This is a genomic window from Streptomyces sp. NPDC006197, from assembly GCF_040613865.1.
Lineage (GTDB): Bacteria > Actinomycetota > Actinomycetes > Streptomycetales > Streptomycetaceae > Streptomyces.
This window is the reverse complement of sequence record NZ_JBEXSZ010000002.1, coordinates 90,211-104,421: the sequence shown is the minus strand read 5'-3', so window position 1 is coordinate 104,421 and position 14,211 is coordinate 90,211. Positions and strand designations below refer to the sequence as shown.

Genomic DNA, 14,211 nt, shown 5'->3' with positions numbered 1-14,211 from the left:
CTCCGTTTTTCGTCACCTCTCGTGGGAGCGCCATGGCCGTACCCCAGTACGTCGTCGCCCCGCCCTCGCAGGCGGCCGTCTTCCTGGTGGCCACCGTCAACCCGGGCGGTGAGACCGTGGTCCGTGAGGCGCTCCAGGACCTGACGGGGCTGACCCGTTCGGTGGGGTTCCGCGCCCCCGACTCGTACCTCACCTGCGTCGCCGGCATCGGCTCCGAAGGATGGGACCGGCTCGTCGGGGGACCCCGCCCCCGCGAGCTGCACCCCTTTCCGGCGCTCCGGGGCCCCCGCCACCGCGCCCCGGCCACCCCCGGCGACCTGCTCTTCCATCTGCGCGCCCGGCGCCTGGACCTCTGCTTCGAGCTGGCCAGGCACATCGTGGCCGCCCTGGGCGCCTCCGTGACCGTCGTCGACGAGGTGCACGGCTTCGCGTACTTCGACGACCGCGACCTGCTCGGCTTCGTCGACGGCAGCGAGAACCCCGAGGGCACGACGGCCGCCGACGCGGTCCACATCGGCGACGAGGACCCGGACTTCCGGGGCGGCAGCTACGTGATGGTCCAGAAGTACGTGCACGACATGGCGGCCTGGGACGCGCTCACCGTCGAGCAGCAGGAGCACGTCATCGGGCGCGCCAAGGGCTCCAACATCGAACTGTCCGACGACGCCAAGCCCGCCGACTCGCACGTCACGCTGAACACGATCACCGACGAGAACGGCGTCCAGCAGCAGATCTTCCGCGCCAACATGCCGTTCGGCCAGGTCGGCACCGGCGAGTTCGGCACCTACTTCATCGGCTACGCGCGGACGCCCGCCGTGACCGAGCGGATGCTCCGCAACATGTTCCTCGGCGATCCCCCAGGCACCACGGACCGCATCCTCGACTTCTCCCGGGCCGTGACCGGCGGCCTCTTCTTCGTGCCGAGCGCCGACCTCCTCGACGACCTCCCCGCCCCGCCGGCCGCCGCAGCCCCCGGAGAGACCCTGGGCATCGGCAGCCTGAAAGGAGCCCTCGCCCCATGACGCCTCCCGAGTCCAGCAGCAACCTCCACCGCGAACTCGCCCCGATCACCGCGGCCGCCTGGGCCGAGATCGAGGAGGAGGCCCGCCGCACCTTCCGCCGCAACGTCGCGGGCCGCCGCGTCGTCGACGTCCCCGACCCGGCCGGACCGGAACTCTCGGCCGTCGGCACGGGCCACCTCTCCGACCTGGGGGCGCCCGCCCCCGGCGTCACGGCACGGCTGCGCGAGGCGCGGCCCCTCGTCGAGGTCCGGGTGCCGTTCACCGTCGACCGGGCCGCCGTCGACGACGTCGAGCGCGGCTCCAAGGACTCCGACTGGCAGCCCGTCAAGGACGCGGCCCGCGCGCTGGCGCTCATCGAGGACCGCATGGTCTTCGAGGGGTACGAGGCCGCCGGGGTCGAAGGGCTGCGCGGCCGCAGCTCCAACCCGGTGCTGCGGCTGCCGACCGAGCCCCGCGACTACCCCGACGCGGTCAGCCGGGCCCTCACCGCCCTGCGGCTCGCCGGCGTCGACGGACCGTACGCCCTGCTGCTCGGCGCCGACCCGTACCGGGCGGTCAGCGAGACCTCCGACCACGGCTACCCGATCGCGGCCCACCTCACCCGGATGCTCGACGGCTCCCCCATCTGGGCGCCCGCCCTCGACGGCGGATTCGTCCTCTCCACCCGGGGCGGCGACTTCGAACTGCGCATCGGCCAGGACGTGGCGATCGGCTACACCGCGCACGACGCGGCCGGCGTGGAGCTGTACCTCCAGGAGACGCTGACCTTCCTGGCCTACACGGACGAGGCCGTCGTCGTCCTGGAGCCCTGAGCCGTGGACCGACGACTCCTCGGCGCGGTGCCCCGGCTCGCCGTCTCGGCGCTCGCCGGGGCGGCGGCCGGCGCGGCCGTCAGCGACGCCACCACGGCTCGCGCACGTAGCGGCTCTCCTCGCTGGTGCAGCCGAGGCCGTTGGAGATCTGCCCGGAGTCCAGGTTCCAGCCGACCACGCCGTCGCCCTCGCGGCTCAGCTCGATCAGACGGCTGCTCCCGGTCCGCGCGCCCTCCGTCACCCGGCACTCGACGACGGACGTCCACGCCTGCCCGTCGAGCGCCGAGACGAACGCCAGGAACGGCAGCACGACCACCGTCAGGGACAGCGCCACCCACTGCTCCACACCGGCGGCCCTGCGCAGCCAGGAGGGCGGCCGGTAGCCGGGATCGACGTACCCGGCCCGGTCCTGCTCGTGCCGGTGGTGCGGGCGGCGCCGTCCCGTGCGGTACTCCACGACCACGCCCTGGCGCAGCGCGAAGGCGGCGAGCCCGGTGGCGAGTCCCCACCACGGCCCGAAGAAACAGGCGTCGATGATCCCGACGGCGATCGGGTTGACGAGCGTGAGCGCCGCCCGCCGCACGGCCCGCGCCGTCCCGCCGCCGAGGGGGACCGCCCCGCGGGCGGCGAACAGGGCGAAGACCACCCGGGAGACGACGACGGCGAGGACGGACCCGAGCAGCGGGTCCGTGATCACCATGCCGACGAGGACGTCCGGCCAGTTCGCCGGCTCCATGCCGACCAGCACGTCGCGTACGGCATCGCCGCCGCCGACCGTGTAGGCCAGCTTGGTGACGGGCACCGCGAGGGCCAGCGCCACCAGGACGGTGTGCCCCGGGCCGCCCTTGCGGTCGGCTTCTCGGATCTCCTGACGGCCGGGCCCGGGGGAGGCGGCTTCCGGCACGCCGTCAGCCGAGCGAGAGCACGACCGCGGTCGCCCGGCCCCCGGGTGTCTCGTACGTGACGGTGTCGCCGGCGCTGTGGCCGAGCAGGGCCCGGCCGAGCGGGCTGTCGGCGGTGACCAGGGTCGCGTCCAGGGCGTTCGCGAGCTCGCCGATCTGGACGGTCGACTCGGTGCCGTCCTCGAACCGCACGGTCACGCTGCTGCCCACACCGACCGCGTCGGAGGACGGAGCCGGTGCGACGGAAGCCTCCCGGAGCCGCCCCTCGATCTCCTGGATGTCGGCGTCCAGGCGGTCGAGGTCGTCGGCGCGCTGCAACTCGTCGGCCTGGTCGGCCCGGTCGCCGACCTCGTCGCCGCCACCGTCCCGCAGGGTGGCGGCGACGGCCTCGCGTTCGGTGCGCAGCTCGGCGAGCTCGCGCTCGAGATCCTCGCGGGCGACGGCGCTGATGGGCTCGGGTCCACCGGTCATTGCTGCTCCCGACTCTGCGGCGGCACGAAGGAATGCGATAGGGCATTCAGGACATTTCGCAGGTTATCAGGCAGGTTGTCGGAGGGGTGGGGGACTCGCGTCAGCTCCCGCTCGGGCTCGGCTTGGCCTGGGTCACCGGGATGTCGAAGACGTGGTCCGGGGTCACGATGCGGGTGATGGCCTGGCCGAAGAGCGTGCTCGGTTCGTTGCCGTCGTGCAGCACGTCCGTGTTGAGGAGCACGACCAGGGTGGCCCTGGCCTCCGGCAGGTAGATCGTGAGCGACTCGTAGCCCGGCAGGGAGCCGTTGTGTCCGATCCAGCCCTGGACGTTGAAGATGCCCATGCCGTAGCCCGCTCCGGCGAGACCCGTGGGGTACGTCTTCAGCCGCTCGGCCTGTGTCTTCGGCGTCAGCAGGGTGCCGGTCGCGACCACGCGGGCCCAGGTGCGCAGGTCCTGGAGGTCGGAGATCATCGCGCCGGCCGCCCAGCCCCAGGACGGGTTCCAGTCGGTGGAGTCCTGCAGCTCGCCCGAGGCGGTCTGCACGGTGTAGCCGTGGGCGTGCGGGCTCGGGAAGGCGGCGTCCGTCGGGAAGTACGTGTGCCGCAGCCCCGCCGGCCGGATGACGTTCTCCCTGATGAACCGGTCCAGCGGCGTCCCGCTGACCTTCTCCACCACCAGGCCGAGCAGGATCAGGTTCGTGTTGCAGTAGTCGAACTCGGCGCCCGGCTGGAACTGGACCGGGTGCTTGAACGAGTACGCGAGCAGCTCCTGCGGCGTGAACGGCCGGTCGGGATCGGACGTGAGCGCCTTGTAGAAGCCCTCGTCCGCCGAGTAGTTGAAGAGACCGCTGCGCATCGAGGCGAGGTTGCGCAGGGTGATCCTGTCGCCGTTGGGCACGCCGTCGACGTACTTCGAGATCGGGTCGTCCACGCTCACCTTGCCCTGGTCGACCAGTTCGAGCAGGGCCGTCACCGTGAACGTCTTGGTCTCGCTGCCGATCCGCATGTAGAGACCGGGGTTCATGGGCTGTTTCGTGGCCTTGTCGGCGACGCCGAAGGAGCGGATGTACGTGCCCTTGCCGGGCGCCGAGAGACCGACCGTGACGCCGGGAACGCCCGCCTCCTTCATCACGTCCTGGACCGCCCGGTCCAGACGGGCCGCGACGGCCGGGGTGAGCTCGGGGAAGTCCGACGCCGCCGACGGGGAGGGGGCCGTCGCCACGAAGGCGGCGGGGCCGGGGGGTTCGGCGGCGAAGGCCGCACCCGCGCCGAGCGGGGCGGCGAGGATCCCGAGGGCGGCGAAGACCGCGCAGACGCGCCGGTTCCGTGTGTGCGAGTACCTCACGGCGGGCCTCCTGCCGGCCGGGAACAACACTCCGGTTCCAGGCTAGGTCGGTGCGCACGCCCTCGCATCGCGACCCGGCCCGTCTGTTAGCTTGCCGTTCTCCGCGCCCAGATCGAGAGGAACGAGCACACGCCATGGCCGTCATCCACCACACCACGATGCAGCCCACCAAACTGGAGCTGCTCGCCGCCTGGCTGCCCACCCGCCCCTGGTACGCCGGTGGGTCCGAGGAGCCGAGGCCGGCCAAGGCGGGCGGCTTCCGGCTGGACGACCCCGCCGGCGAGGTGGGCATCGAGTTCATGGCCGTCACCGACGGCGCCGGACCGGACGCGGTCGCCTACCTGGTCCCGATGACCTACCGGGGCGCACCCCTGGAGGGCGCCGAGCACGCCCTCATCGGCACCTCCGAACACGGCGTCCTCGGCACGCGCTGGATCTACGACGGCACCCACGACCCGGTGCTCGTCGCCCAGTTGTACACCCTGATGGCAGGCCGGGCCGAGGCGCAGCACCAGTCCGTCGACGACACGCCCGACCCCACCGTCTCCGCCTCGCTCGCCCCCGCCGGGACCGGCGCGGAGCTCGTACGGGTCACGGACGGCACCGACCACACCGACGTGGAGGTGCGGGAGACCGACGCGGCCGCGCCGCTGACGCTCCGGCTGCGGCGCGTCCTGCGCCCCGGCGCGGACGACGTACCGGGCCGCGGCCGGGTCACGGCGGAGTGGCGCCTGGACGACGGGACCACCGCCCGCGGCGCGTACGCCGTGGCCCTCGCCGAGTAGGGGACGTTCAGACCCAGTTGACCTCCGCCTTGGCGAGCAGCGGGTCCTCCACCAGCTCCCAGAGCGGGACGGCGAAGTTGCCCGTGCGGTAGCGGCCGCCGAAGTGCAGCCCGAGGACCCGGTGGTCGGCGAGGTCGAACACCGGGGAGCCGCTGTTGCCGCCGAGCGTCGAGCAGTCGTGCTTCATCACCAGGCCGCCCGGCGTGAACTCGGTGGCCGCGCCCGGCTGGAGACGCTTCACGTTGTAGACGTCCATGAAGATCCGGCGCATCGACTCGGGCTCGTTGCGCCGGCCGTCCCAGGCCGGGTAGCCGATCACGTACACCGGGCGGCCCGGCAGACTCGCCGGCGCGTCCGCCGCGACCGCGAGCGGCGTCGGCAGGCCGTCCTCGGTCAAGGGCTCGACACGGAGCAGGGCCATGTCGACGTCGGGGTGGACGCCGATGACGTCGGTGATCTCGTACGGCACCGAGGGCCCGGGCGGCTCGCCCTCGACGGGCAGCTCCTCCGCCGGGTCGACCCGCGCCGACATGCCGAACTCCAGCATCCAGCGCTCGCCCTCCAGGCGGCTGAACTCCGCCGCCACGTGACGGTTCGTCATCACCGTGCGCGGGCCGACGAGGAACGCCGTACCGATCCAGTCCAGGCTGGGATGCCCGGTGACCTCGACCCGGCCGACCCGCGCGAACGACTCCCGGATCGCGGGCCGCTGCGGTTCGAGCACCGACCACTCGTCGTGCTGCGGGGCGAAGTCCTGGCGCTGGACCAGGATCGCGGGCCGGCCCTCCAGGAGGACGATCGCCTCCACACCGAAGACCTCGCCCTCGTCGAGCTCGTCCTCGCGGTGCCCGGCCAGCTTCTCCAGACCACTGACCCCCGCCTCCAGGACGCGGGCCCGCTCGTCACGGGCGAAGCGGGAGATCTCGGCCGCCGGCGCCGCGCCGGCGGGCAGTTCGAGCGCGGACTCGGCGATCTCCGCCTCCAGTTCCGCGCGCACCCGCGCGGCCACCTCCCGCAGATCACCGAAGATCCGCTCGGCACCGGTCGCCACCGGCGACACGCTCCGTGGTCCGTTCGGCATGGTCGCTCACCTCGGCTTCGCGTTCGCTTCCCCCCGGACGGGCCGCCCCGACTGGGCCGCCATGACCTCCTCGTACAACTCGGGCCGGGAATCCCGCAGATGGGCCAGGATGCCGCTCATCTGGGTGCCCACGTTCACGAACCGCGTCCGGGCGCCCTGGAACTCGACCTCGTCCACCTTCCGCGTCCCCCGGTGCAGTCCCACGACCGTCCAGTCGTCGAGGCAGACCGGGGAGCCGGAGGAGCCGCCCCGGGTGTCGGTGAAGTACAGGAGGTCGTGCTCGTCCGCCCGGTAGACCAGGTTGTTGCGCAGCGCGACCCGCTTCGGGAGCCCACCCGGGTGCTGGATGATGTTGACCGGGACGCGCTGCCGCTCCCGGACGAGCAGCGGTCGGGTGGCGATCCGGAGCATCGGCCGCTCCTCCTGGCCGGCGGAGAGCCGCACGATCGCGTAGTCGAGCGCCGCGTCCCAGGCCTCGAGCTCGCCGGCCGTCGCCTCCGGCGGGCTCGCCGCGTCCTCGACGAAGTCGAAGCGGGAGCGCGACATCACCGCCTGGAGCCGCAGGTCCTCGTCGCTCACGTACGGCCGGACGCCCGACTCCCACGAACGGGCCATCACCACATGGTGGTTGGTGATCAGCAGCCCGGGGGCGATCATCCAGCCGGTGCCGCCGTGCGGGTACGAGGGAAGGAGCGGCGCACCCGACTCGTACGGCGGGATCCGCAGCAGCGCGACGGAGGCACCGGCCCGGATGCCGGCGCCCAGGAACCCGTACGGCACCGTGTCGTCCTGGAGGACGATCTCCTCCTTCATCTCCCCGGGCATCAGCTCCGCCGGGAGCTCCGCCTCGCCGGTGATCGCGTGGGCCACGGCGTCCAGGGCGCCCTGGAGCACGGCGCGCGGGCCCGGCTCGCGGGTCTGCTCGATCGCGTTGTGCAGCCAGATCTCCAGCGGCACCAGGCCGTCGAGGAGCCGCTCGACCTGGTTCATCGCGTCGAGATCGGCGTGCGTCTGCTCCCGGGGGTCCTCCAGCGGTTCGAGCGTGGCCGTGAAGTAGCCCGGGACGCCCTTGAGCAGCGTCGGGCGCAGGGCCCGGTCGGCGAGCCCCGCCTCCATGGCGGCGTTGCGGACCCGGACCAGCTCCGCCTGCGGCAGGAACGGCACCTTCCGGACCGCGGCCCCGGCGGCGTTCGGCGGCGGCCGGGTCCACAGGCCGGTGCTGCCTCCCTGGCGGGAACGCGCCCACCGGCCGCCGGCTCCTTGGAAGGGACGCGACCACTGGCCGGTGGCGTCCCGGCCGGTGCGGTCCGGCCGGGGGTGCGGGCCGGGCCCCCGCTCCGCGCCGTGCCCGTCGACGTCCCCTCCGGCCGGAGGCGGCGGGGGAGGGCCGGCTCCGAGCGGAGCCGGGCCCGCGTCCATCGCGGAGGCCACCCCCAGCAGCAGGGCCCCGCTGCCGTCCCGCAGCGCGAGCACCTGCCGGGCGACGCCGTCCAGGGTGCCGCGCCCCCGCGCCTCCCGCAGGGCCCGCTCGATCCACTCCAGATCCGGGCGGTCCGCACCGGGGGAGGCCCCGGCCCCGTCCGGGAAGGCCCCGGCCCCGTCCGGGAAGGCCCCGGACCCGGCGGCGGACTCCAGGATGCGGGTCAGCGGCTCGCGCAGGCCGGGCTCGTCGGTGAGGGTGGCGTCGATCCAGCGGGCCAGCTCGGTCACCACCGCCTCCTCGTCCGCCGGGAGCCCCACCAGCCGCAGCGTGTGCTCCAGGAGCCGGGGGTCCGCCCGGTACGCCGCGGCCGCCGCCGTACGGGCCAGGGAGGGCTGCCGGGCCAGGTCCGCGTCCGGCATTCCGCGCAGCGTCCGGGCCAGGCGCTCCTCCGCCGGGGCGGCGTCGACGTCCGCGAGCGCCGCGAGGCGCGACCGGGCGACAAGCACCCCCAGCGACTCGTAGCGCAGCCCGAGGCCCGCGGCGATCTCCTCCGCCTCCTGGAGGTCGCGGTCCGCCTCCGCGAAGTCGCCCGAGTCCTGGGCGAGCCGGGCCGACAGCTGGAGCAGTTCGAGCTGGGTCTCCGCGCACCCGGCCTCCTCCGCCCGGTCCACGGCCCGCTCGGCGCCCTCGCGCGCCTGAGCCGTCCGCCCCGAGCGGGCGAGCGTCTCGGCGAGCAGCGCGTGCAGCCTGCTGCACGGCGTCCACGGCCGCCGCTCCGAAAGCCGCTGGTCCGCGGCCTCCACGTACCCCTGGGTGAGCAGGTCCTCGACCTCGCGCGCCGCGATCCGCTCCCAGTCCTCCTGGTCGGCCTCGGCCATGATCTGGTCCGGCACGTGGCCGCCGATCCGGCCGAGGAGGAACGCCGCCGAGCGGCGCGCCATCTCCCGGTACGTCGAGCCGCCCAGGTAGGGCGCGACGCCCGGCTCCCAACGGGCCTCCACCGTACGGGGGTCCTCGCCGAGCCGGAGCCGGTGGTAGATCTCCTCGGCACGCTCCCGGGGCCCCTCGCGGGCCGCGTAGTACGCGACGGCCCTCCGGTCCACCGCCCGCATCAGATCGGTCCGCGCGCTGTCCGACAGGCGCAGCATGATCGCCCGCAGATCGGTCCGGTGCCGGATGGCCTCCGGTCCCGCCGACTCCATCAGGTCGACCCGGGAGGTGAGCAGCCCGTAGAGCCTGCGGGCCTCGCCGGGGGTGTCGACGTGTAGTCCCGCCGGCCCGGCCAGGACCTCCCGGATCAGGTCGGGGGTGATGGAGCGGAGGGCCAGGCCCGCCTGCACGAGGACCCGGACGTCGTCCTCCGCGATGTGGTTGAGCAGCCGGTCGTACAGCGTGCCCTGGATGAGCATCCGGTCGACCTGGCGGTCGAAGTAGCGTCGCCGGGAGGGCAGTGTGCGCAGCAGTTCGCCGAGCGAGGGGGAGTCGGCGCCCAGGGCGACCGCCGTCCGCGCCGCGAGCTTGAGGCTCAGGGGATGGCCGCCGATCCGGTCGGCGAGGTCCTCGGCGAGCGGTTCGTCGGTCACCCCGGAGGACATCAGCAGGTCCACGGAGGCCTCGTGGTCCAGCTCGGTCAGCTCCATCGTGCGCGGGGTCAGGACCCGGGCCGGGTGGTCGATCGGCGCGCGCCCGGAGACGATGAACCGGAGCCGTGAGTAGGCCGCCCGCAGGGCCGTCCAGACGGCCCACATGCGGGCGATGACGGGCGAGCCCCGGTACTGGGCCTCCTCGAAGGAGTCGACGACCACGACCAGCGGTGGCGGCGCCTCGCCCGGCGCCGGCCGGACGGCCTCGGCGACCAGGGAAGCGACCCGGTGGGCGAGCTCCTGCTCGCGGGCGCTGGCCCGGGCGTGGAAGTCGGACGAGTAGTCGCGGCCGAGCGTCGCCCGGGTGCCGGCCAGCCGGTGGAGCTCGTCGAGCTCGTTGCGTTCGCCGCGCTGGAGCGCCGCCGTCCGCTCGCACTCGTCGGCGAGCTCCTCGAAGGCCGCGCGGTGGGCCGGATGCTGGACGCCCAGCTGCCGGGCCGTCTCGGCGATCACGGTGGCGGGTTCGTGGACGGAGAGCGTCGGGCGCGCGAAGTCGATGTGGGCGAAGGGGAATCCGGTGGGGCCCGCGGCGGCGAGCGCGTCGACGAGGAACCTGGCGAGCAGGGTGCTCTTGCCGATCCCGCCGACGCCGTGCAGGAGGACGGGCGGCTCCGCCGGCTCCTCGGGCAGCGCGATGTAGGCGTGCAGGGCGTCGAGTTCGGCGGTGCGGCCGTGGAAGGTCCCCCGGACGAGCCGGCGCATCGGCTGGAGGAGCCGGGCCCGCTCCAGGCGGCGCTGCACCTCGTCGACCTCGGGCAGTCCGGTCACGCCCGGGACCCGGCTCAGCCAGAGCGTGGCCTGCAGCGCGTCGGAGAGCGCCTCGACCTCGTCGTGGGAGTCGGCGCCCACGACCGCCGCCTCCGCCGGGGGCGGTCCCGCGCCCGTCAGCAGGGCGAGGGCCGTGCGCTCGGGGCCGGGTCCCTCGGCCCGCAGGCCGATGTTGGCCCGGAGGGCGTCCAGGGCGGCGGCGGGACCCGCGAGACCCGCGAGGGCCGCGTCGCGGATCTCGGGCTTGAGCGTCCACACGGTGGCCCCGGGCGCCGGCAGGGCCGTGCAGTCGTCGACGAGCTCCAGGACGGCCCGCCCCGTGGCCTGCTCCTCGCCGGCGAGCCGGAGCCGCGCGGGGTCGAACTCCTGGAGCAGGCAGGCGGCCTCGCGGTAGGACCTGCGCAGACCGGGCAGTGCGGCGGCGGGCGCGGCGAGACCGGTGCGCAGCGCGTCCCGCAGTACGTGACCGGCCTCGCCCGGCGGCGGTGACGTCGGCGGGAGCGCCCGGTGGAGCCGTACGACGTCCTCCACGGCCGTGCACAGCCGCCGCATGTGACCGTCCTCCGTCGAGGGCGACTCGACGGCCCGCAGCACCTCGGCCACGGCCGTCTCCGTGAGCTCGCGGACGGTCTCCTCCTGCCCGGCGGGGGCGGTGTCGGTGAAGAACTCCCGGAAGAACGACCGCAGATCGTGCTCGTCGACGAGGCGGGTCGTGTCCCGGCACTCGTTCTTGCGGATCTCGTACGGGAGTTGGCGCATGGTCGGCGCGTAGCCGAGCAGGACGAGGCGGGGCACGGTCTCGGCGCGGACCGGGGTGTGCTCGTAGATCGCCCGCGCGAGGACGCCGATGCAGTCCCACACGTCCGAGTGCGGGTCGAGCCGGTCGCAGTCGTCGAGGACCAGCCAGAAGCGCTCCTCGGCGGCGGTCGCCCGGGCGACGATCCGGTGCGCGGCGTCCTCGAGGCAGGGCAGTGGATCGTTCAACCGCGTGGAGTCCAGGGGGAGCCGGTCGGCCTCCGGGCCCACCACGAAGGCCGAGAGCCGCTCCATCAGCCGCGCCGCCGTGGACGTCCGGGAGAGCGTGACCCGGACCGGACGGAAGTCGCAGTGCTGGCCCAGGTGGCGGATCAGCTCGTACGTGTAGGAGCGGCCGCTGTCCGGAGGCCCGTCGACGACGAACACCGTCTGCTCCGGGTCGGCCAGGAAGTCCCGGAGCTTCTCGCGCAGCTCGCTCCGGTCCAGGAACACCTCCGTGCCGTGCTTCAGGAGCGTGCTGTGGAAGGGGTCCCGGGGGGAACGGCGCAGCCGCTCGTCCTCCCGCAGCCGCGTCAGCAGGTTCCGGGCCTCGGCGCCCTGCTCGAAGCCGTGCGGATCGTCGATCGCGGCCAGCGCGTCGAGACCCGCGAGCACGGAGAGCAGCCGGCGCTGGTGGGCGATGTCCCGGCGGGACGCGGCGACCACGAGCAGGGCGTTCCGGCCGGGGTCCGGGGTGAGCGGCAGGTCCTCGACGAAGTCGGCCGGAAGGCCCGCGCGCAGCAGCCGGTCCCGCGGCTCGGGGGTGTCGAGGAGATGGTCCCGTACCCAGCCGGCGACGAGCCCCCACTCCGTCTCGGTGAGCGGCATACCGCACCTGCCCGGCGCTCTTCGCGCAGCGCCGGTCGCTCCGGCGCCGGACCTGACGAGATCAGTCGTGACCGGACATGACCGGTCGAGGCCAGACGAACTGGCTGATCCCTCTCATCGTTTCACCGGGCGGGGACGGTCGCAATCGCTGCTCGCGGCCCCGCCGTCGTCAGGGGTGCAGCACCATGTCCCCGTACGACTCCAGGCGCCGCCAGCGCTCCTCCGGGGCGCGGAACACCGGCATCACGTCCACGTCCGGCAGCGGCCCGAACTCCAGCTCGGTGATCTCCGCGACGTCCGAGACGGGCACCTGGTACGTGCGGAACGGCCCCAGCGGCGGCGGTGCGCCGGCCGTCGCCCCCGCCAGGGCCCGCTCCGCGTCCCGGCTGAGGTCGGGGCTCTGGTCGAGGACGTACGCGGCGGCGGCGAGCGCCCCGTCCTGCATGAACGCGGCCACCTTCCAGAACCGCAGCGGCACCTGCAGGCCCCGGTACGGCGGGTCGGAGTCCTGGAGCACCGGACCGGTGAGGACCGTCAGTTTCCGGTCGTACTCGGCGGCGTGGTCGAGCAGGTAGTTCTCCAGGCCCTGCCAGAGCTCCTTGCCCTGGTTGAAGACGTCCGCCTGGGGAGCGGCGTTGGTGAAGTGGAAGGTGTCCGCATTGGCCAGGGCCGCCACGGCGGGGGCGCCCCAGACCGGATCGAGCCGGCGGACCAGATGACCCCGGTCGAGGCTGTTGTTCCGGTAGATCTCGTCGCCGGCCTGCTGCTCCTCCGGCAGCCGGGGGTCGAACTCCCAGACGTCCTCCCGGGGCACGTCCTCCAGGAGGGCACCGCCCTCGATGCAGACCGCGGTCGAGGCCGCGAGCCGCCGGTCGGGCCGGAAGACCACGGTGAAGTGGGTGTACGGCAGGATCACCGTCTCGACCGTCTCCCGGACCGGGAGCGCCAGCGGGACGACGGGGCCGAGGAAGGCCTCGTCGTAGCCGGTGCGGCCGGCGAGGGCGGCACGGCGGGCGTCGGGTCCCGCGACGACGGGCGATGCGGGAGGGGGCGGAGGATCGGAAGGATTCATACGATGTAAGTACCGCGTGGAGGGGGTCGTGCTCGGCGCAGGACCACAGGCCACTCGATCAGCCGCCCCGGCGACACCGGGCCTCCGGCATCCCCCGCCACGGCAGCCCCGCCCCCGGCGTCTCCCTCAGCCCCCGGCGTTCCCCGCCCCCGCTTCTCCCCGCACCCCTGGTTCCCCCGCAGTCCCCGCCCCGGCTCTACCGCCCCTGCTTCTCCCCCGCACCCCTGGTTCCCCGCAGTCCCCGCCCCGGCTCTCCCGCCCCGGCATCCCTCCGCTCCGCACGAGGAGGCACCCCATGGCCACCGGACTCTCCCTGCACGTCGGACTGAACCGGGTCGACCCCGCCCGATACGAGGGCTGGGACGGCACCCTGGTCGCCTGCGAGAACGACGCCCGCGACATGGCACGGCTGGCCAGGACCGCCGGCTTCGCGGCCACCACCCTGCTCACCCCGGAGGGCACGGTCGCCAACGTCACCTCCGTGCTCCGCGACGCCGCCGCCCGCCTCGTCCCCGGCGACATCCTGCTCTTCACCTACTCGGGACACGGCGGCCAGGTCCCCGACGTCACGGGCCCCGACGACGAGCCCGACGCCCTCGACGAGACCCTCGTGTTCTACGACCGCCAGTTCCTCGACGACGAGGTCGCGCAGGCCTTCCGCGCCTTCGCCGACGACGTACGGATCGTCGCCCTCCTCGACTGCTGCCACAGCGGCAGCAGTATCGAACTCCCCGGCGGCGGACCGGACGACAGCACGGGCCGCTACATGCCGGAGCCGCGGCAACAGCAGCTCTACGAGCGCGACCGGTCCTACCTCGAAGAGCTCCAGCGGACCCTGGCGAAGGACGCCCCCGCCGGGGGGACGGGCCACGACGCCCTGCTCGTCTCGGCCTGCCAGGACAACCAGGTCGCCGCCGACGGCGACGTCAACGGCGCCTTCACCGAGGCCCTCCTCCAGGTGTGGGACGGAGGCTCCTTCCGGGGCGACTACCGCACCTTCCACCGGCACGTCCAGCGCCGGCTGCCCCCGACCCAGAGCCCGAACCTCTACCTGACCGGCACCCCGGCCCCGGACTTCCTGGGCCAGCGCCCCTTCACGATCTGAGCGGCCCGAGGGCGAAGGGCCGGAAAACGAACAAAGGCAAGGAGGGACGACCTCTCCTTGCCACTCTCAAGATATAGCGCACCGGGGGCCTTGCGGCAAGGCCCCCGTCGTGCCGCAGAATCTCCGTTCGAAGCAAGGAACTGCGGAAAACGGGGCGTA

At 73.9% G+C, this 14,211-nt stretch carries 10 protein-coding genes; 4 read left to right on the top strand and 6 right to left on the bottom strand.

Features of this window, described 5'->3' with window-relative positions; genetic code table 11:
* Positions 1-32 precede the first annotated feature (32 nt).
* Positions 33-1,022 carry a Dyp-type peroxidase gene (locus tag ABZ318_RS01055; protein ID WP_356900367.1) on the top strand — a complete coding sequence of 330 codons (990 nt, stop codon included), beginning with the start codon at positions 33-35 and terminating at the stop codon, positions 1,020-1,022.
* A complete protein-coding gene (locus tag ABZ318_RS01050; RefSeq protein WP_356900366.1) occupies positions 1,019-1,834 on the top strand; it encodes a family 1 encapsulin nanocompartment shell protein in 816 nt (271 codons plus the stop codon). Before ABZ318_RS01055 ends, ABZ318_RS01050 begins: the two co-directional genes overlap by 4 nt.
* A gap of 79 nt (positions 1,835-1,913) precedes the next feature.
* On the opposite strand, the gene ABZ318_RS01045 is transcribed toward ABZ318_RS01050, so the two are convergent.
* From ABZ318_RS01045 to ABZ318_RS01035, 3 genes are all read right to left on the bottom strand, one after another.
* The gene (locus ABZ318_RS01045; protein WP_356900365.1) at positions 1,914-2,738 is read right to left on the bottom strand and encodes a hypothetical protein; all 825 of its coding nucleotides are present in this window, start codon (positions 2,736-2,738) and stop codon (positions 1,914-1,916) included.
* Between the two features lie 4 nt (positions 2,739-2,742).
* The gene (locus ABZ318_RS01040) at positions 2,743-3,207 is read right to left on the bottom strand and encodes a GreA/GreB family elongation factor (protein WP_356900364.1); all 465 of its coding nucleotides are present in this window, start codon (positions 3,205-3,207) and stop codon (positions 2,743-2,745) included.
* A gap of 100 nt (positions 3,208-3,307) precedes the next feature.
* A complete protein-coding gene (locus ABZ318_RS01035; RefSeq protein ID WP_356900363.1) occupies positions 3,308-4,552 on the bottom strand; it encodes a serine hydrolase domain-containing protein in 1,245 nt (414 codons plus the stop codon).
* Between the two features lie 134 nt (positions 4,553-4,686).
* On the opposite strand from ABZ318_RS01035, the gene ABZ318_RS01030 reads away from it, so the two are divergent.
* A complete protein-coding gene (locus ABZ318_RS01030; protein WP_356900362.1) occupies positions 4,687-5,337 on the top strand; it encodes a 1,4-alpha-glucan branching protein in 651 nt (216 codons plus the stop codon).
* A 7-nt stretch (positions 5,338-5,344) separates the two neighbouring features.
* On the opposite strand, the gene ABZ318_RS01025 is transcribed toward ABZ318_RS01030, so the two are convergent.
* From ABZ318_RS01025 to ABZ318_RS01015, 3 genes are all read right to left on the bottom strand, one after another.
* Entirely contained in the window at positions 5,345-6,418 is a 1,074-nt protein-coding gene (locus tag ABZ318_RS01025; protein WP_356900361.1) for a serine protease, read from the bottom strand.
* 6 nt (positions 6,419-6,424) lie between these two features.
* Entirely contained in the window at positions 6,425-11,875 is a 5,451-nt protein-coding gene (locus tag ABZ318_RS01020; protein ID WP_356900360.1) for a trypsin-like peptidase domain-containing protein, read from the bottom strand.
* 169 nt (positions 11,876-12,044) lie between these two features.
* On the bottom strand, positions 12,045-12,947 hold the full coding sequence (locus tag ABZ318_RS01015) for a DNA/RNA non-specific endonuclease (protein WP_356900359.1): 903 nt from the start codon (positions 12,945-12,947) through the stop codon (positions 12,045-12,047).
* Between the two features lie 295 nt (positions 12,948-13,242).
* Between ABZ318_RS01015 and ABZ318_RS01010 the strand changes: the two genes are divergently transcribed.
* Positions 13,243-14,052: a caspase family protein gene (locus tag ABZ318_RS01010; RefSeq protein WP_356900358.1), complete on the top strand. Its 810-nt coding sequence runs from the start codon at positions 13,243-13,245 to the stop codon at positions 14,050-14,052.
* Positions 14,053-14,211: the final 159 nt, after the last annotated feature.

Coding starts and splice junctions, on each gene's coding strand:
- ABZ318_RS01025 (WP_356900361.1), bottom strand. CDS start 6,418: ATGCCGAACGGACCACGGAGCGTGTCGCCGGTGGCGACCGGTGCCGAG.
- ABZ318_RS01040 (WP_356900364.1), bottom strand. CDS start 3,207: ATGACCGGTGGACCCGAGCCCATCAGCGCCGTCGCCCGCGAGGATCTC.
- ABZ318_RS01030 (WP_356900362.1), top strand. CDS start 4,687: ATGGCCGTCATCCACCACACCACGATGCAGCCCACCAAACTGGAGCTG.
- ABZ318_RS01020 (WP_356900360.1), bottom strand. CDS start 11,875: ATGCCGCTCACCGAGACGGAGTGGGGGCTCGTCGCCGGCTGGGTACGG.
- ABZ318_RS01055 (WP_356900367.1), top strand. CDS start 33: ATGGCCGTACCCCAGTACGTCGTCGCCCCGCCCTCGCAGGCGGCCGTC.
- ABZ318_RS01015 (WP_356900359.1), bottom strand. CDS start 12,947: ATGAATCCTTCCGATCCTCCGCCCCCTCCCGCATCGCCCGTCGTCGCG.
- ABZ318_RS01010 (WP_356900358.1), top strand. CDS start 13,243: ATGGCCACCGGACTCTCCCTGCACGTCGGACTGAACCGGGTCGACCCC.
- ABZ318_RS01050 (WP_356900366.1), top strand. CDS start 1,019: ATGACGCCTCCCGAGTCCAGCAGCAACCTCCACCGCGAACTCGCCCCG.